The organism is Halogeometricum borinquense DSM 11551, from assembly GCF_000172995.2.
Lineage (GTDB): Archaea > Halobacteriota > Halobacteria > Halobacteriales > Haloferacaceae > Halogeometricum > Halogeometricum borinquense.
On the sequence record NC_014731.1, the window covers coordinates 254,869 to 280,810 of the forward strand.

At 55.7% G+C, this 25,942-nt stretch carries 19 protein-coding genes and 1 pseudogene; 10 read left to right on the forward strand and 10 right to left on the reverse strand.

What is annotated here, in order from left to right; translation table 11 throughout:
• Positions 1–33: 33 nt before the first annotated feature.
• Positions 34–291: pseudogene (locus HBOR_RS16965) on the reverse strand (helix-turn-helix transcriptional regulator); the annotation flags it as partial.
• 823 nt (positions 292–1,114) lie between these two features.
• Between HBOR_RS16965 and HBOR_RS16970 the strand changes: the two are divergent.
• From HBOR_RS16970 to HBOR_RS16995, 4 genes are all read left to right on the forward strand, one after another.
• On the forward strand, positions 1,115–2,476 hold the full coding sequence (locus HBOR_RS16970; RefSeq protein WP_006054576.1) for an NAD-dependent succinate-semialdehyde dehydrogenase: 1,362 nt from the start codon (positions 1,115–1,117) through the stop codon (positions 2,474–2,476).
• A gap of 164 nt (positions 2,477–2,640) precedes the next feature.
• Positions 2,641–3,420 carry an IclR family transcriptional regulator gene (locus HBOR_RS16975; RefSeq protein WP_006054575.1) on the forward strand — a complete coding sequence of 260 codons (780 nt, stop codon included), beginning with the start codon at positions 2,641–2,643 and terminating at the stop codon, positions 3,418–3,420.
• Positions 3,421–3,524: 104 nt separating this feature from the next.
• The gene (gene npdG, locus HBOR_RS16980) at positions 3,525–4,187 is read left to right on the forward strand and encodes an NADPH-dependent F420 reductase (protein ID WP_006054574.1); all 663 of its coding nucleotides are present in this window, start codon (positions 3,525–3,527) and stop codon (positions 4,185–4,187) included.
• A 1,321-nt stretch (positions 4,188–5,508) separates the two neighbouring features.
• On the forward strand, positions 5,509–6,618 hold the full coding sequence (locus HBOR_RS16995) for a guanosine monophosphate reductase (RefSeq protein ID WP_006054572.1): 1,110 nt from the start codon (positions 5,509–5,511) through the stop codon (positions 6,616–6,618).
• Positions 6,619–6,779: 161 nt separating this feature from the next.
• Here HBOR_RS16995 and lhgO read toward each other — a convergent pair whose 3' ends face one another.
• Positions 6,780–7,982 (reverse strand): L-2-hydroxyglutarate oxidase, encoded by a 1,203-nt coding sequence (gene lhgO, locus HBOR_RS17000; protein ID WP_006054571.1) that lies wholly within the window; start codon positions 7,980–7,982, stop codon positions 6,780–6,782.
• 136 nt (positions 7,983–8,118) lie between these two features.
• On the opposite strand from lhgO, the gene HBOR_RS17005 reads away from it, so the two are divergent.
• Entirely contained in the window at positions 8,119–9,282 is a 1,164-nt protein-coding gene (locus tag HBOR_RS17005; RefSeq protein WP_006054570.1) for an acyl-CoA dehydrogenase family protein, read from the forward strand.
• A 385-nt stretch (positions 9,283–9,667) separates the two neighbouring features.
• The gene (locus HBOR_RS17010; RefSeq protein WP_049890693.1) at positions 9,668–11,149 is read left to right on the forward strand and encodes an acetyl-CoA hydrolase/transferase C-terminal domain-containing protein; all 1,482 of its coding nucleotides are present in this window, start codon (positions 9,668–9,670) and stop codon (positions 11,147–11,149) included.
• Between the two features lie 27 nt (positions 11,150–11,176).
• Here HBOR_RS17010 and HBOR_RS17015 read toward each other — a convergent pair whose 3' ends face one another.
• The 3 genes from HBOR_RS17015 to HBOR_RS17025 are packed head-to-tail and all read right to left on the reverse strand — an operon-like array spanning position 11,177 to position 14,511.
• Complete coding sequence (locus tag HBOR_RS17015) at positions 11,177–11,392, reverse strand: hypothetical protein (RefSeq protein WP_006054568.1); 216 nt, start codon at positions 11,390–11,392, stop codon at positions 11,177–11,179.
• Complete coding sequence (locus tag HBOR_RS17020; protein WP_013440780.1) at positions 11,389–13,383, reverse strand: TRAP transporter permease; 1,995 nt, start codon at positions 13,381–13,383, stop codon at positions 11,389–11,391. Before HBOR_RS17020 ends, HBOR_RS17015 begins: the two co-directional genes overlap by 4 nt.
• A 24-nt stretch (positions 13,384–13,407) precedes the next feature.
• Positions 13,408–14,511 carry a TAXI family TRAP transporter solute-binding subunit gene (locus tag HBOR_RS17025; protein ID WP_013440781.1) on the reverse strand — a complete coding sequence of 368 codons (1,104 nt, stop codon included), beginning with the start codon at positions 14,509–14,511 and terminating at the stop codon, positions 13,408–13,410.
• Between the two features lie 177 nt (positions 14,512–14,688).
• Between HBOR_RS17025 and HBOR_RS17030 the strand changes: the two genes are divergently transcribed.
• Complete coding sequence (locus tag HBOR_RS17030) at positions 14,689–15,465, forward strand: IclR family transcriptional regulator (protein WP_006054565.1); 777 nt, start codon at positions 14,689–14,691, stop codon at positions 15,463–15,465.
• Positions 15,466–16,026: 561 nt separating this feature from the next.
• Here the strand turns inward: HBOR_RS17030 and HBOR_RS17035 are convergent.
• Both HBOR_RS17035 and HBOR_RS17040 read right to left on the reverse strand, forming a co-directional pair.
• Positions 16,027–17,277 carry an ArsR/SmtB family transcription factor gene (locus HBOR_RS17035; RefSeq protein ID WP_006054564.1) on the reverse strand — a complete coding sequence of 417 codons (1,251 nt, stop codon included), beginning with the start codon at positions 17,275–17,277 and terminating at the stop codon, positions 16,027–16,029.
• A gap of 167 nt (positions 17,278–17,444) precedes the next feature.
• The gene (locus tag HBOR_RS17040; protein ID WP_006054563.1) at positions 17,445–18,176 is read right to left on the reverse strand and encodes a hypothetical protein; all 732 of its coding nucleotides are present in this window, start codon (positions 18,174–18,176) and stop codon (positions 17,445–17,447) included.
• Positions 18,177–18,319: 143 nt separating this feature from the next.
• Here HBOR_RS17040 and HBOR_RS17045 point away from each other — a divergent pair, with 143 nt between their 5' ends.
• From HBOR_RS17045 to HBOR_RS17055, 3 genes are all read left to right on the forward strand, one after another.
• Complete coding sequence (locus HBOR_RS17045; RefSeq protein ID WP_006054562.1) at positions 18,320–18,898, forward strand: helix-turn-helix transcriptional regulator; 579 nt, start codon at positions 18,320–18,322, stop codon at positions 18,896–18,898.
• A 229-nt stretch (positions 18,899–19,127) separates the two neighbouring features.
• Complete coding sequence (locus tag HBOR_RS17050; RefSeq protein ID WP_006054561.1) at positions 19,128–19,760, forward strand: hypothetical protein; 633 nt, start codon at positions 19,128–19,130, stop codon at positions 19,758–19,760.
• 289 nt (positions 19,761–20,049) lie between these two features.
• On the forward strand, positions 20,050–22,014 hold the full coding sequence (locus HBOR_RS17055) for a 3-hydroxyacyl-CoA dehydrogenase/enoyl-CoA hydratase family protein (protein ID WP_006054560.1): 1,965 nt from the start codon (positions 20,050–20,052) through the stop codon (positions 22,012–22,014).
• 221 nt (positions 22,015–22,235) lie between these two features.
• On the opposite strand, the gene HBOR_RS17060 is transcribed toward HBOR_RS17055, so the two are convergent.
• The 3 genes from HBOR_RS17060 to HBOR_RS17070 all read right to left on the reverse strand — a co-directional run bounded on the left by HBOR_RS17060 (position 22,236) and on the right by HBOR_RS17070 (position 25,578).
• Positions 22,236–22,667 (reverse strand): SCP2 sterol-binding domain-containing protein, encoded by a 432-nt coding sequence (locus HBOR_RS17060; protein WP_006054559.1) that lies wholly within the window; start codon positions 22,665–22,667, stop codon positions 22,236–22,238.
• Between the two features lie 158 nt (positions 22,668–22,825).
• Positions 22,826–23,893 carry a zinc-dependent alcohol dehydrogenase family protein gene (locus HBOR_RS17065; RefSeq protein ID WP_006054558.1) on the reverse strand — a complete coding sequence of 356 codons (1,068 nt, stop codon included), beginning with the start codon at positions 23,891–23,893 and terminating at the stop codon, positions 22,826–22,828.
• Positions 23,894–24,009: 116 nt separating this feature from the next.
• Positions 24,010–25,578 (reverse strand): aldehyde dehydrogenase family protein, encoded by a 1,569-nt coding sequence (locus tag HBOR_RS17070; protein WP_006054557.1) that lies wholly within the window; start codon positions 25,576–25,578, stop codon positions 24,010–24,012.
• Positions 25,579–25,942: the final 364 nt, after the last annotated feature.

Consider the following 25,942-nt stretch of genomic DNA (forward strand, 5'->3'; position numbering starts at 1 on the left):
CGAGTTAACGGTCTTTGAGTCTTCGACTGCTGCTACTTCGAGGCTGTATAGGCGCTTTCGCGCATCTTTCCAGTAATGCCGACTTTCGAGATACCCGTCATCTTCCAGCGTATTCACCGCATATCGGACTGTTCTGGCTGGCAACAACGTCTCTTCGACGAGATCGCTCTGCGTCAGTTCGCCCTTTATCTCTAACATCTTTGCAACGAACTTCACACTTGGAGGATAGCCTTCGAGTGCGGATGCTTGCTGTTCCCAAGACTGATCGTTGGGCTGTGCACTACATGCCATGGTAGCGTCTGGAAGCTTTCATCCACCAAGTAAAAGTGTTCTGCTGTGACAGAAAATATACATATCTCGGACACTGTCTTCAGTGGGGAATCGCGGTGGCTCGGATGCGTTGCCGCGGACTGCCGCATCCCTTTGGTTGTGAACTGTTCTCTCTTTCTGACGGGTGAGGATCGGAGTATTTTGTGAGTAGAGGCTCATCCTATCGGACTTGACGGGGGTGAGAAGTCGTTAGCTGGTGCACTGAATCCGGTGATTGAACGAATAATCCATCTTATCGTACGAAACTCTTGGACGCTGGCTGATGCACAACCAACAACTAGTTATACAATTATTTTCATTCTACGCTGATATTTACAGATATTGTTTCCAAATATGTAGACTTAAATCTATGATCTACTACTATTGTCTGAAGAGGTCTGGATCAAATTAATCCAATTAGCTTGGACTCCCGACTAATTGGGAGCGATACATGGCACTGCGATCTCTATTGGCGACTCCGAAAACGGCGTCAGTACCAGCATTTAGGCTATTTACGGAACGAAGCGGGTTGTTCAGCCATTCACCTACCTATGCGTATTTACTCCTGACGGGACCGCGAGGATCATACGGTTCGATTCGCGTACTATAGTTACAGTCCTACGTGTGTAACGTACCTCTCACCAGGTTTCGTCTGCGAAAGCGGCTTCTATCGAACAGTCGAATCCAAGTTACTTGTATTTGTGGCTGTGTGATTGTGGCTTCCTATTTTCTCCCATTTCATGCTTCTTGGTAACAAGCAAAATCGGGATAATACCTATTGTTTCGCAGCCATATGTCGTAGCTGATGGACTCCGTAAACCCTGCGACGGGAGAGCGAATCGCCACGTACGAAGCGGACAGTGATGATATCGTTGAGTCAAAGCTCGGAACTGCGGCTAACACGTTCGATGAATGGCGCGACCGGCCGCTCCGTGAGCGAGAGAAACTCCTTGCCTCCGCTGGTGATGTCCTTCGTGAGAACGAGGAAACGTATGCGACCTTAATGACTCGTGAGATGGGAAAGCCCATCGCTCAGGCGCGTGCAGAAGTCCAGAAATGCGCGTGGGCGTGCGACCACTATGCCGAATATGCGAGTACCTACCTCGAATCCGAGCATCACCCGAGTCCGCCCGGAACGACGGTCAAGACTGTCCACGAACCGCTCGGTCCTGTCTTGGCCGTGATGCCGTGGAACTACCCGTTTTGGCAGGTCATTCGCTTTGCCGCCCCGTACATCACCGCTGGCAATGTCGGGTTGCTCAAACACGCCTCGAACGTCCCGGGTTGTGCGCAGGCGCTCGAAGAAATCTTTCGCGAGGCGGGCTATCCCGAAGGGGTCTTTCAGACCCTCATGATCGGATCATCGAAGGTTGACGGCGTCATCGAAGACGACCGGGTTCGTGCCGTGACCCTTACTGGAAGCGGACCTGCTGGACGTGCCGTCGCAGAGACCGCTGGCCGGAACCTGAAACAGACGGTTCTCGAACTCGGTGGAAGCGACCCATTCATCGTCCTCGATGATGCCGATCTCGATGCCGCCGTCGAAACCGGTGTTCTGGCCCGGAATCAGAACAACGGTCAGTCGTGCATCGCCGCAAAGCGGTTCATCGTCCACGAAGCGATCTACGAGGAGTACGTCGATCGACTCGTAAGTGCGTTTGCAGACCAGACGATTGGCGACCCGATGGACGAAACAACGGATATTGGCCCACAGGCGGACCCGGATCTGATGGCTGCTCTCCACGAACAAGTGACCGCCAGCGCTGAGGCCGGTGCAACTGTTCGTACCGGTGGGGAACCGCTTGACAGAACCGGCGCGTACTATCCCCCGACGGTTCTGACCGACGTTCCCGAGGGATGCCCGGCTGATACGGAAGAACTGTTCGGACCCGTCGCAGCGGTGTACAAGGTTAGTGATGCCGAGGAAGCGATCGACGTGGCTAACGACACACGGTTCGGTCTCGGTGCGAGTATTTGGACGGCTGATCGAGAACGCGGCGAGCGCTTAGCGAACCGGATTAACGCTGGCTGCGTTTACGTGAATCAACTAACCAAATCCGACCCTCGTGTTCCGTTCGGCGGCATCGGTGACTCGGGATACGGCCGTGAACTCTCGGGACCGGGCATTCGAGAGTTTGTCAACCGTAAGACCGTTTGGGTGGAGTGAGTGCCGTCCGGATAATTTGCGGGAGAAACGCCGGTTCGTCCGGCATTTCTGATTAATTATACCAACTGGCTCCGCTCGATAGACAACGCAAATACTTCACCAATCGGAGTCTGTCTCGCGTTTTCGGGACAAAAGCTAAATCGTAGACTCCTTGATGGTAAGATATGACTGAACAACCTCGTTCGAATCGCCCGGTAACGACGACGGAGTCATCGATCCAGATCTTAGAGCAATTAAAGGACAATCCGGGGCGCACGCTCGATGAACTAACCGAGGAACTCGATTTGGCTCGCAGTACGATTCATCGGCATCTTCTCACGCTTGAGGACAATGATCTCCTTTTTAGAGAGAACGGACAGTTCTATCTCAGTCTCTGGCTATTGGACTTCGGAATCAGCGCTCGCGACCGGATCTCGTTTTTCGATGTCGCCCGAAGGCAGGTCGATCGCTTAGCTGAGGAGACTGGGGAAAAAGTCTGGCTCGTTGCGAAGGAGCGAGACTACAGCGTGCACCTGTACAAAGCCTCGGGTGCAAGTCCGTTAGAGACATCTGCCCGTGTCGGTCAACGCCGGCATCTCCACCAACTTGCCGCCGGGAAGGCCATCTTGGCGTATCTTCCGGACGAAGAGAGCCACGGAATCATTGACCGGCAGGGACTCATTGAAGCGACTGATCAGACGATTACTGATAGAGAAGCACTTCTTGAAGAGTTAGATGAAATTCGGGAGCGAGGCTATGCGTTCAACCTCGGTGAATCGATTGAAGGACTGAATGCGGTTGGGGCACCGATTCGTGACGAAGAGGGCACGCCGGTCGGTGGAATCAGTATCTCTGGCCCCGCTAATCGTGTTAAAGGCAGTCTCTTGCGGGATGAACTCCCGGATAAACTACTCGCGACGATCGACGAGATACATATCAATATCCGGTATGGGAGTGCCGACTGAGACGCCGACGTAGCGTCGCCATCGATGCACTAGCTTTCGACCGAAGTACCAGCCGAAGTTGCTCTTTCACAATCTTATTTATTATTCTACCGGGTAGTCAGTGTATGCGAATCGCAATAGTCGGCGGTACTGGAGACTTCGGAGAAGGAATTGCAGTTCGACTCGGCGTACACACAGACCACGAGGTCGTCATCGGGTCTCGAACGGCGGAGAAAGCAGTTGAAGCGGCAGTCTCGTACGGCAACAACATTGACGATGAGAGCGCTGAACGCATCCACGGGGCGTCTAATTCCCGTGCCGCTAGTACCGCCGAGATCGTGATATTGGCGGTCCCCCCGTTCCATGTTAGGGACACGGTTCGTGACCTCTCCGAGCAATTAGAAGAGACGACTCTCGTTACGCCTGCTGTCGGTCTCACGAAAGACGAGACTGGCTTCCACTATCAGCCGCCAGACGAAGGGAGCGTCACCGAGTTAGTTGCTGATGCCGCGCCGGATGGGACGCCGGTCGTCGGCGCCTTCCATAACCTCCCGGCAGGGCAACTCGCCGACCTTGAGACGGACTTGGACGTTGATACCTTAGTCGTCGGCAACGACCCGGATGCGAGAGAAATGATCGTGGAACTCGCAGAGGAGATTAACGGAGTCACCGCTCATGAGGCGGGACCGATAACGAATGCGCCGGAAATTGAGGGGATAACGCCACTGCTCATCAATCTCGCTCAGTATAACGAACAGCTACATGATGTGGGTGCCAAATTTTGCTAGCGTCCTCTGACAACCGAGTCAATGGAACTGATCACTGATTTCGGCCAGTAGTATGAACGAAGAGGTAGTGTGGGTGATGGACGAAGAGTTAGCACGAGTCGAGTAACGCCTTTCGATTATCTCCGTATAATTGTTGGAACTTGTTGAACAGTTATTAATCGGATCTGCGCATATCGGCGTAACAACTCCGCTACACCGGATACGTGTTCGACAGATTACCCCTCGGACAGATACGTTACCGGCTACCGAAGCAGGAGGTCGAACACTCTTCGGTACAGAATGCGTAGTCGCAGATCTCGCCGTTCGAATCGCGGACAGTGACGTTCCGGTACTGCGTCTTTTCTCCAATCACTTCTCCGCAGTAGTCGCACCGATGATCGGAAAGCCGTTCTAGTACTACTCGAATAGACCGGCTCTCAACGGTTACCGATGCTGGTTCTTGGGCCGCAAGTGGCTGTTCAGCGGCGGTCGTTTGCTGGTCTCGATACGTTTGCTTGTTGTGTGCGTTCATATTGATGGTTGGATGGTTGTCGGGATTCGTGTGCAGACACTACGTGGTCGGGAACAGTTGATCCGGAACTCCATTGTTGGGGTGTTCCGGAACAAACCACAACTGACGTTTTCTACCTGCGCGTGGGTGTTTACCCACACCGTGGCAGTCTACGCCAGTTTAAATGTGAAAAATGTGAAAAAAGTAAAAAAGGAAGCGAAGAGCTCAAGATCGGTCGCACGCCGGGACGATTGGCTTGAGTCACAAGCCATCGAGCCGATTCCCGAAGACATAGTGCTATCTCTCTAGTCCAGTATACTTAGTATTTGCGTGGTACTATATCGCATGCACTGGCCCTCCAGGTCCGTCGAGCCTGTTTGGTCTATGAACTGGACATGACATGAAACCAACTATCCTTTCGAATACAACCGCGAATAGAATTGTTTGACTCTCACTATATTAATAGATGCAAATTAATACTACTTAGATTATCTGGGATATTTTTATTTTTGAGACGAGGAAGTCGCTATATCTAATTAATTTGGTGATTAAAGTTATCTATGATAATTTCGCCATAAATTGTCTATATTTATCTAATTTGTATATTCCTTTGATAGAGCTAAACTTAATTGGGGTATTGGAACTCATAGCTTGGAGTTTACTATTATGATTTCTATTCCGAGCTGTACAATCTATTTTAATACCATCTGCCTCTTTTGTTAGCTATATTGCTATATTTGAACAATACTATATTCCCGCAGTTGAGTGTTCACCATTGCGAGGATGATCCGAACGAGTTATATACTCCCACTCCCCTCGATTTGAGGGGACATGAACGACCTTCGAACCGGACTGAGCTACGGCGATGTGCTGTTAGTACCGAAACGGTCGCCGGTTGACAGTCGGGACGATGTTGACCTCTCGACCAACCTCACACCGTCTATCGAACTGAACACTCCACTCGTCTCCGCAGCGATGGATACGGTTACAGAGGACGAGATGGGGATCGAACTCTCCCGTGAAGGTGGCTTCGGTGTGATACATAGATTCCTCGATCCCGAAGAACAGGCTGCCCAAGTCAGAGCGGTTACTACCGCAGGCCAATCCGTCGGGGCTGCAGTCGGTATCAATGAAGACTTCGTAGAGCGCAGTACCGCATTAGTTGAAGCGGGTGTCGATGCTCTCGTCGTAGATGTCGCGCATGGACACCTCGAACGCACGCTGACAGCCGTTGAAACACTTGCTGACGAGTTCCCGGAAACCCCTCTGATTGCCGGCAATGTAGCGACACCCGCAGGCGTTGAAGACCTTGCAGCAGCCGGAGCAGATTGCGTCAAAGTCGGTATCGGTCCGGGGTCCCACTGCACTACTCGAAAGGTGGCTGGTGCTGGTGTCCCGCAACTGACTGCGATTGATGATTGTGCCTCAGTCGCTGATGAGTTGGGTGTCACTATCTGCGCAGACGGTGGGATACGGACGTCCGGAGACGCAGTGAAGGCGTTGATGGCGGGTGCTGATACCGTGATGCTGGGCAGTATCTTCGCTGGGACCGCAGAAGCACCTGGAGAAATCGTCGAAATCGACGGACACCAGTACAAACGCTCACGCGGAATGGCAACTACCGCCGCAGCTGAGGACCGCGATGACAAACATAATAACGTCGATGCTGACGAAGGCGTTGAGGCTCTGACGCCCTACAAGGGGTCGCTAAGAGCAGTTGTAGAGGAATTTTGTGCTGGCATTCGTTCCGGCTTATCATATTGTGGCGGATACACTATTCCCCAGGCGCGTGAAAACGCTGAGTTCATGCGTGTCGCACAAAGTGCGAAGGAACGCGAAGGGTTCCATGCAGACCAAGATTGGGAAGGTGTCAACCTTGATGCTGAAGTGTCTCAAATCGGCCAGTCTGTGACCGAAGCAGCCGCCAACAATAGTGACTGAACGGCTCTGTTGAATACGGGTGCGGTCGGAATCTGAGTGATTAGCACCGGGTCGATAGCGGCGAGTCCGTGACCTTATTCTCAGAATTCACCGTACCGTGTTTGTGTTCATACGGTCGGGTTGTACGAGTACTTGATATCTATGGTGTATGCTAAGATGGGCTATTCCATCTCGCTAACTTGTTTGGCGATATGTTCGCCGAACGGCAGAGATGATGTGAGCCCCGGCGACACCGCGTTGAGGACGTGAACTGCATCATCGGTTTCGATAGTCAGCGGGTCTTTGACGAGGTCCCCGTCGGCGCTCACGAGTTGCGCTCGAATCCCCGAATAGCTCTTGTTGAGGTCGTTCGATCTAATGCCCGGAACTAATCGCTGGGCGGCCTCGGTGAATTTGCTCTTGCGGTAGGACTTGTTTAGCTCCGACCAAGCGACAGCGAGCATCGTTTTCGAACTCAAGAGTTTCTGAAACCCATCATATGCGACTATGTCCTTGAGTTCCGACAGATCTGCGTCCGTGTTTTGGTATGCTTCTCGACCGAAAGCGAGAACGGCGTTTGGCCCGACGATCACTTTTCCGTCCGTTCGCCGTGTATAGTGTACTCCCAAAAACGGCAGTTCCGGGTCCGGTGTCGGATAGATCATGGTTTGGCAGACATCTGACCGATCCGGTGTCACCTCGTAGTACTCACCGCGGAACGGAATCATCTGGTAGTCTTCACCGACCCCAACTTGTTGTGCCAACGTGTCGGCGTGGAGGCCGGCAGCGTTCACCAGATGCGTGGCGTCTATCTCGCTATTGCTGGTTGTGAGGCGGTACCCGGATGTCTTCTTTCGCACTCGTTCAACCGCGTGTCCCGTGTAAAGCGAGACATCGTTCTGCTGGATTTCGCGTGCGAGCGCGTAGACGTACTGTTGAGAATCGACCGAGGCCGCCTCGGGTGCATACAACGCCGCCTGCCCTACCGCGTGTGGTTCGTGTTCCTGTATCTCTGCACAGGAGTCCAGACGTTCGTACTCGACGCCGTTTGCCTCCGCTTGTGAAGCTAACACGTCTAAATGCTCCTCTTCGTGGTCGGTCTTAGCGACGACGAGGACACCAAATTCCTCACACGGGATGTTGTGGTCGGCGCAGTACTGTTTCATCCGGCGTGTTCCTTCGGTCGCAAACTGTGCCTTCTTCGAGTTCGGTGGGTAGTTGAATCCGGGATGGAGAACACCGGAGTTACGGCCGCTTTGATGTTCTGCGAGGTGGTGTTCTTTTTCGAAGACGGCAATGTCGAGGTCAGTCAGCTCTGTGAGATGCTTCGCTGTTGATAGTCCGACACAGCCGCCACCGATGATGGCGACATCGTGGTGCTTCATTGCTAACTGCTCGCACAATGACGCGACTCGGTGATATGTATGTCGCCATAGACACGATTTGCTCGTCCTTGGACTTTCGTCTCACGTCGCGGCGCTGGACCAAGATTTATTATCTGGTTCAAAGAACGGATACGTAATGCTCGACTATGTGGACTTAGAGAGTAAGCTATCCAGCGAAGAACGAATGATCCGTGACTCGGTGCGCGAGTTCGTCCAGAACGAAGTCAAACCGGATATCGCCGACCATTACGTCGAAGGGACATTTCCGACCGAGTTAATCACGGAGTTCGGTGAACTCGGACTGTACGCACCGAACCTTGAGGGCTATGGCCTTCCAAACGTCAGCGAGCGGGCGTACGGGCTGATCATGCAAGAACTGGAGGCCGGCGACTCGGGTCTTCGCTCGATGGCGAGCGTCCAAGGTGCGCTCGTCATGTACCCGATTCACGCATTCGGGAGCGAAGCACAGAAAGACGAGTGGCTTCCGAAACTCGGTTCGGGCGAGGCGGTCGGATGCTTCGGTCTGACAGAACCGGAGCACGGGTCGAATCCATCGGCCATGGAAACCTACGCCGAACGTGACGGCGACGAGTACGTGCTCAATGGATCGAAAACGTGGATCACGAACTCACCCATCTCGGATGTCGCGGTCGTCTGGGCACGTGACCGATCCAGCGAAGATACGCCGGTTCGAGGGTTCCTCGTCGAAACGGACCGCGATGGCGTCACGACGAACAAAATAGACGATAAGCTGTCGCTTCGCGCATCGATTACCGGCGAAATCGCCCTCCAGAACGTTCGCATTCCCACCGAGAATGTCCTTCCGAACGTCAAAGGCATGAAGGGACCACTGTCCTGCTTGACGCAGGCACGATACGGAATTGCCTGGGGTGCTATCGGTGCTGCAAAGGACGCTTTCCGGGAGGCCCAAGACTACGCAACTGACCGGGAACAGTTCGGACAGCCAATCGGCGGATTCCAACTCCAGCAACAGAACCTCGCCGAGATGGCCACGCAGATCACGCTCGCGGAACTACTCGCGCACCGACTCGCTGAACTCAAAGAACAGGGGAACCTCCGGCCAGAACACGTTTCGATGGCCAAACGGAACAACGTGCGTATGGCTCGTAACCAAACTCGCGTCGCACGCGAGATGCTCGGCGGAAACGGCATTACGACCGACTACTCGCCGATGCGTCATATGGCTAATATGGAGACGGTGTACACCTACGAGGGTACTCACGACATCCACACGCTCGTTCTCGGAAAAGACCTCACGGGCATCCCCGCGTTCGACTAAAGTCACAGCGAACAATCTGTACGCCGACGGTTTTCTGCTGCTGTTCTCGACTTCGATTCCCACCCCATCGTTTATTATACACTGCGAAAATGTTCAATCAGCGACTTCGGGCCAGCCACCGTACCGTACCGTACCGTACCGTACCGTACCGTACCGTACCGTACCGTACCGTACCGTACCGTACCGTACCGTACCGTACCGTACCGTACCGTACCGTACCGTACCGTACTGGCCTCCTCAGCGATAGCGAACGGACAATGTTCCCAATCGGCAACTAGTATGCAGACAATGTGCAGATTTGCGACGGTGACGACACTGTCACCATCGACTTCCGAACTGAATCGGCAGCCGACTACCCCCTCTCGGCGGATGGCTGGAGGCAGTCATGAGTAATCCGGGGAGGCCTCACGGAGACTCTATCGAACGCCGAGTGCAGGGTGACCTTCCCTCCACCGACGCTGAGACGGCGGCAGCGCGTATCGCTTCCGATGCGACCGTTCTCACGAGCGGGTTCGGGAGTGTCGGGTATCCGAAAGCAATCCCGTTGGCTCTCGCGAACTCCGACCGCGACCTCAGACTGACGCTCGTAAGCAGTGGGAACGTCGGAGACGAAATCGACGTTGACCTCGTCGAGTCAGGTGCCATCTCACGACGGTTCTCGTATCAATCATCCAGCGTCGCTCGACGTGCGACGAACCGGCGCGATATCGCCTTCAGCGACCGAAACGCATCGTCTATCGGTGACGAAGTACAGTACGGGGGGATGGTTGATCCCGACGTGGCTATCGTCGAGGCGGTCGCCGTGGGCGAAGGATGGTTCGTTCCGTCAACGTCTGTCGGTCAGGTTCCGGCGTTCGTCGAAGCCGCCGACGAGCTATTCATCGAACTGAACCACCAACATCCGCTTGGCCTCCAGTCCGTCCACGATATCTACCGTCCCGACTCCCCGCCGAACCGGACGCCCATCCCACTCACCGACCCGGGTGGCAGAATCGGCACGTCGTACGTCCAGTTCGCCCCGGAAAAGTTGGTTGGCGTCGTCGAAACCGACCGCGCGGACTCGACGTACACGTTCCGCGACCCGACAGACGACGATTTAGCGATTGCTGCGAACCTCCGGTCGTTCCTCTCCGATGAGATGGAACGCTCGCCGGTATTCGACGATGCGATACATCTCCAGTTCGGCGTTGGGTCGCTCGGAAACGCTCTGATGGGCGAACTTAGAGCGCTCGACTTCGGTGACAGAGATGTCGTCTACTACGGCGAGTTGATCCAAGACGGGCTTCTCGACATGCTCGACTCCGGCAGATTGGCGTCTGCAAGCGCGACTTCGATGGCACTGACCGCAGACGGTCAACGACGCCTCTTCGAGGATATCGAGCGGTACGCCGAAGACATCGTTCTCCGCCCGGCGGACGTTGCAAACCACCCCGGACTTATCGATCAGTTCGGCGTCGTCGGCGTCAACAGCGCCATCGAGTTCGACATCTACGGTAACGTCAACTCGACGCATATCCGTGGAAAGCGGATGGTGAACGGTATCGGCGGATCGGCAGACTACAACCGAAACGCGTTGCTTTCGATCTGTGCGCTCCCGTCGGCCCTCGATGATGGAGAGACCTCCCGTGTCGTCCCCATGACGTTCCACGTCGATCACACAGAACACGACATCGACGTATTCGTCACCGAACAGGGTGTTGCCGACGTACGTGGCTGTTCGCCCGTCGAACGCGCGGAGCGAATCATCGAACACTGCGCACATCCGTCGTTCAAGTCGGACTTACAATCGTATTTGGACGATGTGAAGGCACAGTCCAACCACATCCCACACGATGTGGCGCGTGCCGCGGAGTGGTACGAGTCCTGAGAGATTGGCGACTCGTCTCCCGGTTCTCTATCCACCCGCGATCAGAAACAGAAAGAGCCAGTAGAGAAATCCGCTGGTAAGAATGACAGCGACGATCCCTTCGAGGACGTTGGTGTAGGTTTCCCCGTAGGTCTCCCGGAACCGCTGGACTGCTTGGAACCGGTTCCAGATCGGCATGAGCGGTTCCGGAACGAACGCTTCGAATCCACCGACGTTCTCGGTTGTTCCGTCAGTTGCACTCATTGGTCTACCCCCGAAGAGAAGGGAAGCTTCTTTCCGTCAGTCATCATCTTCTCTGCGACGAACACGCCGACGAACACGAGTCCTCCGGCGGCCTTCGCTATCTGCCCCGGATAGACCATCACGAACATCCCGAGGACAGTCAGTGACAGTCGAAGTGCGGTACGGGGACCGGCGTTGATTTTGAACGGATAGTTGAGGCCGTATATCATCGTAATACTTCCCATTAGCACCAACGTCCCGGCGACGAGCCCGGGTGTCGTGAGATCCATCGAGATCATCGCGGGGTTGTAGACGAATGCGATGGGGAGGATGAAAAGCGGCGCGGCGATCTTGATCGCAGCACCGCACACCCGCCAGAAATTCGCCTCCGCGATACCCGCTGTGACCACCGCAGCCGTTGCGACGGGCGGCGTGATGCCAGCCAGAATAGCCGCGTAGAACACTGTGTAGTGTGCGGCAATCTTCGGGATTCCGAAGTCGGTGACGAGTGTCGGTGCGATGAGGATTGCGACGATAACGTACGCTGCGACGGTCGGCATGCCCACGCCCATTAGAATCGAAACGAGCATCGCCAAGAGAACGGCGAGCAGCAGCATCCCGCCCGAAAGATCCATGAGAAGCAGTGCGATCTTGTTCGGCACGCCAGTTACGCTGAAGATGTCGATGACGCCGTTGACTGCCACGAGGATGATCGCGATGGGCGCGAGGATGATTGCCCCCCGACGGAAGCCGTGAACAGTGTTGCGGAGTTGCTGGACGATTTCCGTTCCCGGAGACGTGCTGGTGTTATCAACGAGTCGTTGCACAACCGGGATTGTGACACCGCAGACGACCATCGACACGATTGTCCACAGCGCAGCGGTCATGACTGTGAACTGGAGGATTCCTAAGAGGTAAATCAGGACGCAGAACGGAATGCCGAACCGAACCGACTCGAACGCCTTCTGCCTCGTCGTGAGTTCGTCGTCGAAGAACTCCTCGAAGTCCATCCCCTGACTACTGGCGTCGCTGATGGCGACGTAGTGGACGGCAATACCGATACAGGCCACCAGTATCGCAGCGGGAATCAGTCCCGCAGTAACGATGTCGAGGTAAGAGACTTGGAGATACGACGCCATGACGAATGCGGACGCTCCCATGACCGGCGGCAGCACTTGTCCCGATGTCGAAGCCACCGACTCGATACCTGCGGCTCGGTGAGAAGACATTCCGCTGTCTTTCATGGTCGGAATCGTGAACGACCCGGTCATTGCGGCATTGGCGGTGTAGGACCCGTTGATAGAGCCGATGACTGCCGACGCCAACACAGCCGTTTGTGCGACACCGGACTCGATATACTTCCCCGACTGGATTGCGACCCGGAGAATCAGGTCGAACGCACCATAGCCGAACAGCAGTCCGGCATACAGTAGAAACGGTGCAATCCACGCCGCCGTCAGTTGTGTGAGGCTTCCATAGAATCCGTAGAGATCCGTGACGAGCGATTGTAGAAGCGTCAACTCCGTCATCCCGCCGTGGTTCAAAATCCCCGGTGCGTAGTTGCCGTACATGCCGTATACGATTGCACCGCCGACGAGTCCGAGAAAGAGATTCCCGAACTCTCGCCACGTGAGATAGAGAATCGAGAGGATAACGAGTCGCGCGAGCATGTACTCGTGCTCTAACGCGTACCCCTGCTGCATGACATACACCTGTTGGAAGTTCGTTGCGAAGTACAACGATGCGCTGATCAGGATAATCGCCGACGGGAGAAGAACCGCGGCGTCGATCCGGTTGCCGTCTTCGAGCGCCTGTCGTGTTTGATCGAGTGCGTAGACGCTCATGATGCCGCCGACGAAGATGACACCGTACTTGACACGCGACATCTCCTGTGTGTATGCCCACCCGAGGACGATGAGCCAAAACACGATGGCGCTCATCGTGACGCTCACGTCTAATCCGCGTGTGACTCTGGTTCTGAAACTACGCTGTTGGTCTGTCTTTGAACTCATTTTTACTCACTGTTGATATTCCGCTTATTCACCGACTGAGAGGCTCTCGTCCCACGCCTCGTTCTCCTTGTAGTACTTTGCTGCTCCGGGGTGGACCGGGATCTTCTCACGGGCGGATCCGAGCATGTCTGCGGTGGATTCGAAGTCGTTGAACTGCGCTTCGGCTTCGTTCACCACGTCGTTGTGTTCATCCACGACGCGACACAGTTCGTAGACCGCATCCGCGTTCGCCTCCGGCGTGAAGGTGTAGTTAACCTCGAGGTCCCACGTGAACACTTCGTCAGTTCCGATGTCTTGTTGCATGCTCCAGTCACTCATCGATATTGTCGATGATCCCGCGCCGCTGTATGTCGCAACGGACTCTTTGAGTGCATCTGTCGGTTCGACGTAGTGAACGTCGAGACGTGCGTCGTATTCAGTCACCCAGCCTGTATATCCCGCACCGGGCGTTCCATACGCAATCGCGGCGTCGATTCGGCCTTCTTCCATCGCACCGGGTGCGTCGCCGACACCCATATTCTGGATGTTCATCTGCTCGTAGATTTCCTTGGTCGGATCCTGTGACCAGACGTCGAGCGTCGTCGCACGCGTCGAGTATCCCGGCTCTGCGGGGTAGACATTTTTCCCCGCGAGATCATCGAACGTCTCGATGTCTGTTCCGTCACGAGCGATGAGGTAGATGCTGTAGGGGAAGGCGTAAAACCCGTAGTACGGGATCTCATCTACCGATTTATCGGAGAAACTTCCGCGGTCGGTGAGCGCCTTCGTCAGTGAGTTGTTGTCCGTGATGCCGCCGCTGAATTGGTCTTGGGCCATCCGGTAGATGGTGCCCACGTAGCCCGGACTCTCGACTGTGGCGTAGTCGAGTTTATCGCTGTGCTGACTGACCGTCCGCTCGACCGCCAAACCGACGTTTTTCGTCCCACCGGCGGATGTTCCGATGCGGAGTGACAACTCGCCACCTCCGCTGTCACCGGTTCCGCTTTGATCGCCACTGCCCCCGCCTGAGCCACCACCGGGGGAGTTGCTGGTATCTCCAGTACTGCTGGAGCAGCCAGCAAGCCCGACTATTCCAGCAGTTGTTGCGCCATACAGGAACTCACGTCGTTGTAATGTATCATCAACCATGGTTGTATGTGACTACCAGACACAAGTATCAAATATTCATATTTATAGCTTATGATGAACAATCGTGATAGCAAATCGGTCCCTGCTATTATTTCTCGTCTCCGAACAGCAACTCCTTCTGATTTCGTGTCCGATGATATCGAACATTCTTTATGGTATTCGTTGGTATCAATAGTCATGATAAACGAAGACAACGGGGGTGTGCCCGACACCGTTCAATCGGCGCGGACGCTGTTCGATGTCCTGCAGTGCGTCAAGGAAGATCAGGGGAAGACGGTCTCTGAGGTTTCAGACGACCTTGAGTATGCGAGAAGTACGGTACATAGACACCTTCGGACTCTCGAAGATCTCGGGTATTTGATCCACCGTCCCGATGGATATCACGTCGGACTCAAATTTCTCGACTTGGGTGTGAGTGCGAGAGACAATTACGTCGGCTACGACCTCATCCGTGAGAAAGTCGAAGAGATTGCGGAGACGACCGGTGAACGCTGCCAGTTCTTTGTCGAAGAGCACGCGGAAGCAGTCTATCTCGCTCGCTCTGTGGGTGAGCATGCTGTGCAAACTGATCCCGGACTCGGTAGTCGTATTCCCCTCTACGCTGCGTCTGCGGGCAAAGCGATTCTCGCCGAACTCCCCGAGCAGGAACTGTCCGAGTACATCGAACAGGTCGAGTTCGAGCAACTAACTGAGAACACGATTACCGATCCTGCGGTACTGCGTGACGAGTTAGCAGAGATACGCGAGCGAGGGTACGGCTTTAACAGACAGGAGACGGTCCGTGGGACGCATGCGGTCGGTGTCGCTGTGACGGCCCCCGAAGGCGGAGCAATTGGTGGACTCAGTGTCACCGGACCATCTCACCGTTTGAAGGGTGACCAGTTCGAAAACGTTCTTCCAAACCTGCTTTTGGGCGCTGCAAACGAACTCGAACTAAACATCGCGTTCTCTTGAGGAACTGAACGGGTACGACCCAGCCCTCGCTGTTCCGTGTTTCACCGTCTTTACTTGAGATGTCCGATGGTATCGGACACGATTAGTTCTCCGTCGTCGCTGAACTAGCTGAGTGTGCTGTGAGAACTGACTCCTGTCGTCGTAGACCGACGGTGTCGCTGAGTCGTGGACGCTCACAACTGTCGCTCACGTCTCGTAGATTACATCCGTATGAATGTAATGCTATTACTCAAAGCCCACCTTCGAGACGGGCGGTGATAGTGGTGATGACAGACGCAACAGCAGGTGGCGATCTGTGGGCAAAAACAGACTGTACAGATTTGATCTATCTGGCTCGCTATCTGAATATAATCTGGCGGATTTTGGTCACTTATCCGGCTCTTGAGTTTGATTCACCGAACTAGCTGAGGATATACTGACATATTATCTCTACTTACTCACGTATCGGATATCGTTATATCTGTTTTACACATAGACTTCGTTGATATCCTGTCAATTCGAACATATATCCGCTCATTCTACGTTCGATTTCCTGATTCTCTAATAGAATCCCGTCGGTGATCAGGTCCAGAGACGTTTGTCAAACGCTTGGTCTACGGAGCTATTTGCGGCCGCTGCGCCGACCTCGCTTGTAAAGACAGCAGGATCGCCGCCACCGCGTTTGATGGTGTTTAGCGCGGAGGTGAGGTCGGGACTCCCACGCTCGAATACGAACGATCCGACTGCGATCCGTCCGGGAAGGTCCTTCTGAAATAGAGGTGGTCCGATGTCCGACGTTTGCTCGTGAGCGAGGACAGTCCGAGCGACAGTCGCATTCCCGTATTCGACGTACGTGAAGTACGTCGTGAAGTTCGCGGACGGAGTCAGGCCTCCTGCATCGACGTTGCTATCGGTAAGTTGGACGACGAAGAGGCTACCTGAGACCGAGCGGATTGTCTCGTGCTGTTCGACTGTTGCACCGCGCTCGTTGAATTTTGTCACCAGTTGATCGGAGAGCGCCTCTCGAACGTCCGGGTTTCCGCCTTTGACGACGACGTGAACCGTTTCGTCAGAAACGTCGGGAACACCGGCGTTTGCTTCGGAACCTGTTGTTTCTGCTGGTGTTGTCGAGGTGTAGTACTCACCGGAAACAGCGGGACTGTACGCCAGAGCGACTGGTGTTGCACACACTCCTGTCAGGAGTACGATTGTCGTTAGCAGTGTCTTCCTCGTCATTGGGTCGAGGACGGGGCTTGTATCCCGCGAATTGGGGGACTGTGAATCGTCGTTTGAGACGTACGATACGACGAGCGTCGTGATTGCCCCAGCAAACGCCACAAGTGAATTCGGGCTGCTTGCTACCTGTCCTTCTGGTATTTGCTGGACCGCTTCGAGTACGCTCGTCGTTGCTTGCAGTACGACGCCGATAAGTGCGATAACGCCGATAGCTCCCAGAAATCGCTTGAACATCGAAAAGAGACCGTCTTTCCGATCGTCAGTTCCGATGAAGACGACGGCGGCGTTCTCGCTCGGCGCGTATATCTGCATCTCCTTCCCACGAGACGAATACTGGGTGTCCACAACTCGAGCGAGGTCGGTCTCTTCGAGTTTCTCCAGATGGTACATCGCGTTCTGGATGGACGTCTCGGTCTGGTCGGCGAGTTCTGTCGGCGTACTCGGACTGCGGTGGAGTTCTGCGAGAATCATGCGCGTTGTCTTCGAAGAAAGCGCATCGAACACCGCATCGGCCTCATCATCGTCCACGTCGAGAATCCGAAGTGGTCCCTCTTGGGACGACTCGGGTTCCGAACGCAAGGAGGACAAAAGCGACATACTCGTCAACAACTCCGAGAAGCAATTAACGTTTATCAGTTACTCAGCCTTCAACGAGCATTGAACTGAAAACGTATGCAATCGTGGGTATTCCGGATCTCCCCGAAGTTCGTTGCACTCTCTGCTGTGTTGGCCGTGCATAGACACTTCCATCCGGGAGCTGTTCGTTATGACTCGTTAGCAACGGTTGAGTTGTGAGTCTCTAGAGTGTCTGTCGTCGTTGTCGGTTGCTGTCGAATCTTGTCCCAGTCTGTAATATCGGTCACAGTCCCGTTCGCTAGGTCAATATCGATTGAATATTTGAGCTCCTGCAATTCGGGCTCATTCGGTTGCCGAACTCGGACGACTGCTCGATCTTTAACGTACGAGGACTCACGTTGGATGACAACGCTGCTTTCGTTCTCAACGGACATGCTTCCGATCTGTACTGTCAACTCAGAACCCGTCTCGGTATCGGATCCGTTTATTTGAGAGATCGTTCCACTAATTTCCGATGCTGAACTCGCATTTATCTTCTGAACCGGATCGACAGCGAGCGTATATTCATCCATCTGGTCGAGATGCCGCCGGACTGTTTCGTTGTTCCGTGCAACTCCGATTGCACGGTCGCGTTCGGCCGCTGTGAAGGGCTGTTCTTTTTCTGTATGCACCTCGAACTGCCCAGACTTGACTTGCGTAATCTGCACCTTCTCGACTTCGGACATGTTCTGGGCTAACGTCACACTCTCTCCAGCACTCGAAAACGTCATATTCTCTTGATTGACGACGAACTTGGCGTTGTCATCGGTGTTCGTGAGCGGGGACGTTACCCCGAGGGTAGTTCCCATGACGGCCAACGAAACGCCGAGAACGGAGAGGCCAACGAGAATGAAGAGTCGGGAACGAATCTCACTAGTCATACGTCTCGTGTTGGCTGAAAGACTATATCAGCCCTGGGGTGAAACGCGTTTGGAAGCGTTGGAAACGCGTTTCACACGTGTTTTACGGGGGTTTTAGCCCAGAAAACGACAATCATTAAACCTCGTCGCTAGGAGTTGCCAGTATGAATTTCCGCGCCCTCCAGAACACACACCTCGTGGCGGCGGTACTATTCGTTGCCTCCGTCCTCGTCCTTGCTATGCAGCTAATCACTCCCTCTCCGATCATGGTCTCGATGGGTGACAGTAGCGCACAGGCGACTCAGCTCGGTGAATACTTCACGTATAGTGACGTTGCCGTCGTCGTTGTCGCGGCCGTTTTGTGTGGTGCCAGTGGAACGTACCTCGTTCTCCACGACCGCGCCCAGCAACTTGTCCAGCCGAAACACGACCGCCCTGACGCACGCTCGCAACCGGCAGTAAACGGCGGCGTCGAACCGAGCAATGGCGTGTCAGATTCGGATTCAGGTACTTGGGAGTCGCACCACGAGCGGTGGGAAGCGACGGCTGAACGCCTACAGAATAACGAAGAAGTCGTTTACACAGCACTCATTGAGGCCGATGGCGAACTCCCACAACGAAAGCTCGTTGAGGAGACTGATCTCTCGAAGGCAACTGTCAGTCGGACGCTCGACAAACTCGAACACCGGGAACTCGTCGAGCGCGAACGGGTCGGTATCGGGAATACGGTTCGACTCCAGTAACCACAACGATACTAGTGGAACGGGCGTGGAACGGGATCGAAGCAGATGTGAACGGGCGCAAAACGCGTTCGCAACGGCTTCCGAATGGGTTTCCAATCAATGCCTATGAGGTCTTTCATACAACTGGTTACTGAGGCGAATCGGGATCACGATAGCACAGGTTCCCGCTGATCGAGATGCGTAACGTGGTCCTCCATTCCCGGTTCGCCGCTCACATAGGATACGCAATATGCAACACAGAGCACTCACACTCGTGGTTGCGGCACTACTCGCCTTCGGAGCAAGTGGTGTCGTTGCTGCAACGACGACTGTAAGTCCGTCACCGGTGACCGCCGATGCGTCGCCTACGGACGGTGTATCGCCCGCTGATCATACTGTCAAAGTCATCGATCCCGACGACCGACTGAGCGAGCAGGATATCGAGAACGCGTGGCAACTCGCGTGGTCGAACGAGACCGTCAAACGCTCCTTCGAGAACGCTGATTCCCCTCACTTCCAGGTCGAAGCGGTCAGCGATGAGCTTCAAGTTTACGTGGCAACGGACGAGACCGCGCGGCCGCAGGTCGTCGCTGACGTTGATCTCGATTCCGAGTCGGTAACTGCTGTCGAACCGATACATGATGTCTTGATAGCTGGCGAAGTGGGGTCGATGCAGTTGGTCCCCACAAACACGACGACGAAACCTGATGTTGAGGAAACACTGCATGCGACAGTCGTAGAGGGCAACGAAACGTTGGCTCCCGGTATGTCGTTTACAGTGACCTGCGCGAGCGAGCAGTCCAAAACGACGACGAACAACACGGCAACAAACAATTTCACATCGGGCACGGTCTACTACGTCTTCAACGCAACTGAGGAGTAACTTCCCTCGACTCGATGAAATCCGACTCTCAAACCTTCTGCGGGTGAGTCTCCTCGCTTGATTTTTGACTTTTCTTCTTCCACTATCCGTTGTTTTGCTCTGCTGTGGTGTGTCGGTTGATGCAGTCTCTTGAAATGTACGGACTGCATCTCCGCATTATGTTTGTATTAACGAACAAAAGTAATACGCTGATAATAAATTCCGTCGTTAGGGATATATAGTAAATATCTTACAGAAGTAGGTTATCCCCAGTGAAGTTAAGTCGGAACGTTCCGAAACAGATTGATGTATGACAGATACTAACATCGGTCAGGTGTCCGTACTCGGAGCGGGAAACATGGGTCACGGAATCACGGAAGTCGCCGCTATCGCCGGATACGACGTCACGATGCGCGACGTCGAGGAGGATCTCGTCGCGGACGGATACGAAGATATCAAATGGAGTTTGGAGAAACTGGCTGAAAAGGACCATCTCGACGAGTCCGTCGATGAGGTTCTCGGCCGTATCGACACTGCGGTCGAACTGGAACCCGCAGTCGCCGACGCCGACCTCGTCATCGAGGCCGCCCCGGAGCGGATGGACCTCAAGAAGGACATCTTCGGTGATCTCGACGCGTTTGCGCCGGACGACGCACTGCTCGCGTCGAACACGTCCAGCCTCAGCATCACGGAAATGGCAACCGCGACCTCCCGACCCGAGGACGTGGTGGGGATGCACTTTTTCAACCCGCCGGTGAAGATGAACTTGGTCGAAGTTATTTACGGCGAGGAAACTAGCGACGAAACCGCCGAGGCCGCCTACGAGTTCGTCGAATCGCTCGACAAAACGCCGATTTACGTCCGGAAGGACGTCCACGGATTCGTCGTCAACACGGTTCTCGGGCCGTTCATCGACGAACCCGCGTGGATGGTCTCGAACGAGGAGGCGACGATACGCGAGGCAGACGCTGCTATGGTACATCGACGCGGCTACCCGATGGGGCCGTTCGAACTCGTAGACCTCTCTGGTATCGACGTGGGGTATCACGTCCGAACGGAGGCTGGGCGGCCGATACCGCCGATCATGAAGGAGAAGGTTGAAGCCGACGAACTCGGCCGTAAGACGGGTCGAGGGTACTACGACTACGAAAACGGCGATGGAGTCGATTACGAACCCAGTGACGGCGAGAACTTCGACACGCTGCGCGTGGAGGCTCGAATGGTCAACGAGGCCGCACGACTAGTCGGTGACGACGTGGCGACGCCCGAGGAGATAGATACCGGGGTCCGCCTCGGCCTCGGCTTCCCGGAGGGTATCTGCAGGCGCGGTGACGAAATCGGACTCGATGTCGTTCTCGATAAACTCCGGAGCCTCCACGAGAAGACAGAGCAGGACCGGTTCGAACCTGACGACTACCTCGTCGAACTCGTTGAGCAGGGTCGGACAGGCGAGGACGCAGGTGCGGGGTTCCATGACTACGGTTCTGACGGCGATGCGGGACCGGGCGAGTACCGACTGTTGAACTATGAGTTGTCCGAGAACGGACTGCTCGAAGTGGAACTCGACCGCCCGGAGCGCATGAACGCCCTCTCGATGAGCCTCCTCGGCGAAATCGATGCACTGCTGTCGTCGGTGAACTCCGACGATGTTCGGTGCGTTACGTTCGAAGGTGCAGGCGACCGCGCCTTCAGTGCCGGGGCAGATATTGGCGGCTTCGCGGATCTCACCCCGACCGACGCCATGGACGTGACACCGGCGTTCGAGACCGTCAACGACTTCGAGCGGCCCACTATCGCCAAGATAGACGGCTACTGCCTCGGCGCGGGGCTGGAACTGGCACTCGCCTGCGACCTCAGAGTGGCGACCGCAAACGCGAAGTTCGGATCACCCGAAATCGGGCTCGGTCTGATTCCGGGCGGAGGCGGTACACAGCGACTCCTCCGAGTGCTGGGGGAGACGCGGGCCAAGGAACTGGTGTTCCGGGGGAACCGCATTGACGCCGAGCGCGCCGAGGAGTGGGGGCTGATCAACCGTGCTGTCCCGGCCAAGGAGTTCGACGACACTGTCTCTGATTTCGTGGACGACATCGTCGAAGGGCCGCCCATCGGTCTGAAAGTGGCAAAGAAGGTTCTGAACCAGGGGGCCGACGCGAGCCTCGAAGCGGCGCTGACGATGGAGAGTCAGGGCTTCGGCCTGCTCATGGGAACCGAAGATGTGCGCGAGGGAACCACCGCGTTCCGCGATGACCGCGACCCCGAATTCCGCGGTGAATAATCCGGTGGTGGACGGCTAACCGACTAAACGAACGACCTACGAGCTTTCGTGGACTGGCACGGTATATCTCGTGGCTCAAACTGATGGCTCCCGTAGCCGGTTGACCGGAGACCGCGGAAGCAATGGAGGCCGTGAGAGCTTATACTGTTGGATATGACTGTTTTTGAGGTATTTGACATCTCGGAATAGCGAAACTCGTTACAGATTTACAGTCAACAGTATCAGTAATCGAACTCGACGTCAACCTCGCCCGCACATTCCGTCATCGTGACCGCGGCCTGACTGTACTGCATCACCTTCTGCATGTCTCCGTCGAGATCGAACGTGCCGTCCATCATTCCCTCAACCGGGTCGATATCGCCCTGCATGAGTTGTTTCCAGTCCTCGTACTCGCCACGGTATGCGAATCCCCAGTCCTCTTTATCAGGGTCGTCCACGACGTACGACTCGGTGCAGTCTCCGTCCTCAAGACCAACGAAGAAGTGTATTGGATCGCCCTCGTAGGTCTCGTCCGGTTGGAGTTCGAAGAGAAAGTCCCCGTTGAATCCGACTCCCCACCCTTCGCCGGTGTCCGAGTACTCTTTGGAGGCGTTGATCGTCTGTTTGTACTCCTCAATGTATGCTTCCGGCTCGCTCGGTAGTCGTACTGTCACACCTTCTACTTGCTAGGACAGACTATTGTGATTGTTCCTGTTATAGCTGGGTGTTTTATATGCATACCGACGGCGCAGTGACTCGGCTGACTCCGACGAACTGAACAGTACAGGGTTGCCGAACGGGGTGTGGTTTCGAAATCGTGGTGCGACGAGCGTTAGAATTCGGTGCAGACGGGGATTCCCATCGTGTCGTACTCGCCCAGCCGCTCCATCACGCTCGGAATGTCCCCCAACGAACAGGTTTCTGAGACGATCTTCCCAGGGTCGATCTTCCCGCTCGACATCATACGGAAGATGTCGTCATACTCGTGGGGTGGCATCCCGTAGGTGCCGTAGAACTCGCGCTCGTCCTGCACCATGAAGTCAATCGGTAGCGAGACCTCGCCGCCCTCCTCGGAGGTGGTCAGTCCGACCTGGAGGTGCTGTCCGCCGGGGGCAAGACAGTTCACGGAGTCCTTGATCGTCTGTGAGATGCCGAGCGCCTCGACGGAGACGCTGACGCCACGGCCCCCGTCTGTGATTGATTTCACCGCCTGTGGGATGTCGTCCACCTCCGTGGAATTAATTGTCTCGACGGCCCCGAGGTCCCGCGCGAACTCCAGTTTTTCCTCGACGATGTCGATCGCAATGACGTTCCCGCCGAGAGCGGTCGCAGTGTGGACTGCAGAGAGACCGACACCACCACACCCATGCACCGCGACCCAGTCGCCCGCCTTGATATCGACGCGCTGACTGACGCCATGGAACGCGGTGGCGAACCGGCAGCCGAGGCCTGCGATTTCGCGGGCCGGAACGTCTTCGGGGACCTTGATGAGGTTCTGGTCGGCGTTCCGGACCGAATACTCCTCCGCGAAAGCGCCCTTTTGGAAGTGGACGAATCCCATCGGGATCGACGACTCGCAGATGTTGCCCCGGCCCGCACGGCAGTACGGACAAGTCCCGTCGCTCAAGTTGAATGGGTTCGTCACCATCTCTCCCTCGCTGAAACGGGTGACGTTCTCTCCCACCTCGACGATCCTGCCGACCGGCTCGTGGCCGAAGATCAGTCCTGGTTGTGGAATAATGCCGAGCCATTCCCAGTCTCCTTGCCACGCGTGCCAATCGCTTCGACAGATTCCGCAGGCTTCTGTCTCGACGACTACTCCGTTGGCATCGCAATCCGGTCGGTCGACTGATCTGAGTTCGAGTGGTTCGTCCACACCCTGGAACACGACTGCATCCATGCCAACCACAACGTACACCACCCACAAAAAAATACCTAAGAATTATGATAGTTATGCCCAGTCCTGCCGCTACTGACCCAACCGAGCGTCGAAGCGACTGCGAGATTGATGACGGCTCAGCCGATCTTCAGCACCTCACCAAAGTTCATTTTCACCGATTTGACGCGCGAGTAGTCGTCCAGCGCCTCCTCGGCAAGTTCACGGCCGAGACCGCTCTCTTTGAAACCGCCGTGGGGTGCGGGATCAAGGAGGTCGTCGTACGTGTTGACCCAGACGGTGCCTGCTTCGAGTTCGTCGGCGACTGTGTGGGCGGTTTCGAGATCCTGCGTCCAGACACCCGCGGCGAGTCCGAAGCGCGTGTCGTTTGCGCGTTTGACGACTTCCTCGCGCTCGCTCCACTCGAACACGGTGAGTACCGGTCCGAACACCTCATCGCACGCAACTTCCGCAGAGTCGTCGACATCGGTGAGGACGGTAGGCTGCACGAAAGGTGCGCCCGCCGTCTCGCTCGCTGGCTCGCCCGCGTCGGTCTCGTCACTGTCGTCGCCAACGAGAGATCTCGCGCCGTCTTCGATGGCCCGGGAGATATACCCCTTCACCTCCCGGGCGTGTTCGTGGTCGATCATCGGCCCGATGTCGGTCTGTGGTGAGAGCGGATCACCGACGACCAACTCGTCGATCCGTTCGCGCAGCCTGTCGAGGAATTCGTCTCTGATGTCCTCGTGGAGGAACAGCCGCGAACCGGCGGTACACTGCTGGCCGGAGTTGAAGAAGATGCTCACGATTGTGCCCTCAATCGCCTGTTCGAGGTCGGCGTCTGGGAAGACGATATTCGGGCTCTTGCCTCCCAGTTCGAGCGATACCGGGGTGATCGTGTCCGCGGCTCCCTCCAACGTTGCTACCCCCGCGGCTTTCGACCCGGTCAGGGTGACCTTGTCGATACCGTCGTGCTGAGAGATGGCGTCTCCGACGACGCTGCCGGAGCCAGTCACAACGTTGACCGTCCCTGTCGGAAGGACAGTGTCACAGATATCGGCGATCTCGAGTGTGGCGAGAACTGCCTTCGAGGACGGTTTGAACACGACCGAGTTGCCCGCCGCGAGTGCCGGTCCCAGTTTCCAAGAGACGAACATCGCGGGGAAATTCCACGCCGATATCGCCCCAACGACGCCGTATGGCTCCCGCTTCGTCACGACGTGTTTCTCGTCGTCCGTAGGAACAACCCGTCCTGTGTCCGCTGTACGGGCAACAGCGGCGAAGTGGCGGAACTGTTCGACGAGGATTTCGATGTCGACGAATCGCGAATGCAAGTTCGGCTTGCCAGCTTCGAGCGTCTCGATCTTTGCAAGCTCTGCTTTCTTTTCTTCGAGTCGGTCTGCGATCTCGTCGAGTTTCTCGCCGCGTTGTCTGGGGGAGTGTTGTCCCCAGGCCTCCTCGAAAGCGTCGCGCGCCGCCTTGACGGCGCGGTCAACGTCTGCGGTGGTTCCGACTTGGAAGGTTGCGAGCGACTCCCCGGTCGTCGGATCGATAGCGACACCCTCCCCGCCGCCCTCGGAGTCTACCCACTTACTCCCGATCAGGAGCCCGTACTCGTCGCGCTTGAGTGCGGACTCTGCGGCCGTTCTGTGTCGTTCGAGTACAGCGTCGTCGATGTCGAATGTGTTGTCGAAGTACGTGTCTTGCATTGGTCACACTGTGTCGTGATTCAGATTGGTCCGTTCGCTACGTCGGAGACGTTCCCGGAACCCGGCGTGGACCGTGGTCCAACCCGGTGCGGCGGCAACTTCCCGTCGCGGCCGTGACTACTCCGGCAGCGGGCACACAGTTGCAAGATTCGCTTGGTATGAGTGGTTGTTTATCATGGGATACCGAGTTTTGGGGCCGGCGTCGAGAACTGGCGGGGCGCGAGTACTGTTCCAAAGGACCACCTTCGACGAGTTCACGGAATCCATCATCCCGGGAGTACTGACTGGCAGACTGACGGGTCCATTGAGACGTATTTAACCGGAGTTGGTATACAAAGGGTCACTTATACAGGCGTCTCCAGAC

Excerpts from the sequence above, each read along its gene's own strand:
- HBOR_RS16970 (WP_006054576.1), top strand. The coding sequence starts at position 1,115 with ATGGACTCCGTAAACCCTGCGACGGGAGAGCGAATCGCCACGTACGAA.
- HBOR_RS16975 (WP_006054575.1), top strand. The coding sequence starts at position 2,641 with ATGACTGAACAACCTCGTTCGAATCGCCCGGTAACGACGACGGAGTCA.
- npdG (WP_006054574.1), top strand. The coding sequence starts at position 3,525 with ATGCGAATCGCAATAGTCGGCGGTACTGGAGACTTCGGAGAAGGAATT.
- HBOR_RS16995 (WP_006054572.1), top strand. The coding sequence starts at position 5,509 with ATGAACGACCTTCGAACCGGACTGAGCTACGGCGATGTGCTGTTAGTA.
- lhgO (WP_006054571.1), bottom strand. The coding sequence starts at position 7,982 with ATGAAGCACCACGATGTCGCCATCATCGGTGGCGGCTGTGTCGGACTA.
- HBOR_RS17005 (WP_006054570.1), top strand. The coding sequence starts at position 8,119 with ATGCTCGACTATGTGGACTTAGAGAGTAAGCTATCCAGCGAAGAACGA.
- HBOR_RS17010 (WP_049890693.1), top strand. The coding sequence starts at position 9,668 with ATGAGTAATCCGGGGAGGCCTCACGGAGACTCTATCGAACGCCGAGTG.
- HBOR_RS17015 (WP_006054568.1), bottom strand. The coding sequence starts at position 11,392 with ATGAGTGCAACTGACGGAACAACCGAGAACGTCGGTGGATTCGAAGCG.
- HBOR_RS17020 (WP_013440780.1), bottom strand. The coding sequence starts at position 13,383 with ATGAGTTCAAAGACAGACCAACAGCGTAGTTTCAGAACCAGAGTCACA.
- HBOR_RS17025 (WP_013440781.1), bottom strand. The coding sequence starts at position 14,511 with ATGGTTGATGATACATTACAACGACGTGAGTTCCTGTATGGCGCAACA.
- HBOR_RS17030 (WP_006054565.1), top strand. The coding sequence starts at position 14,689 with ATGATAAACGAAGACAACGGGGGTGTGCCCGACACCGTTCAATCGGCG.
- HBOR_RS17035 (WP_006054564.1), bottom strand. The coding sequence starts at position 17,277 with ATGTCGCTTTTGTCCTCCTTGCGTTCGGAACCCGAGTCGTCCCAAGAG.
- HBOR_RS17040 (WP_006054563.1), bottom strand. The coding sequence starts at position 18,176 with ATGACTAGTGAGATTCGTTCCCGACTCTTCATTCTCGTTGGCCTCTCC.
- HBOR_RS17045 (WP_006054562.1), top strand. The coding sequence starts at position 18,320 with ATGAATTTCCGCGCCCTCCAGAACACACACCTCGTGGCGGCGGTACTA.
- HBOR_RS17050 (WP_006054561.1), top strand. The coding sequence starts at position 19,128 with ATGCAACACAGAGCACTCACACTCGTGGTTGCGGCACTACTCGCCTTC.
- HBOR_RS17055 (WP_006054560.1), top strand. The coding sequence starts at position 20,050 with ATGACAGATACTAACATCGGTCAGGTGTCCGTACTCGGAGCGGGAAAC.
- HBOR_RS17065 (WP_006054558.1), bottom strand. The coding sequence starts at position 23,893 with ATGGATGCAGTCGTGTTCCAGGGTGTGGACGAACCACTCGAACTCAGA.
- HBOR_RS17070 (WP_006054557.1), bottom strand. The coding sequence starts at position 25,578 with ATGCAAGACACGTACTTCGACAACACATTCGACATCGACGACGCTGTA.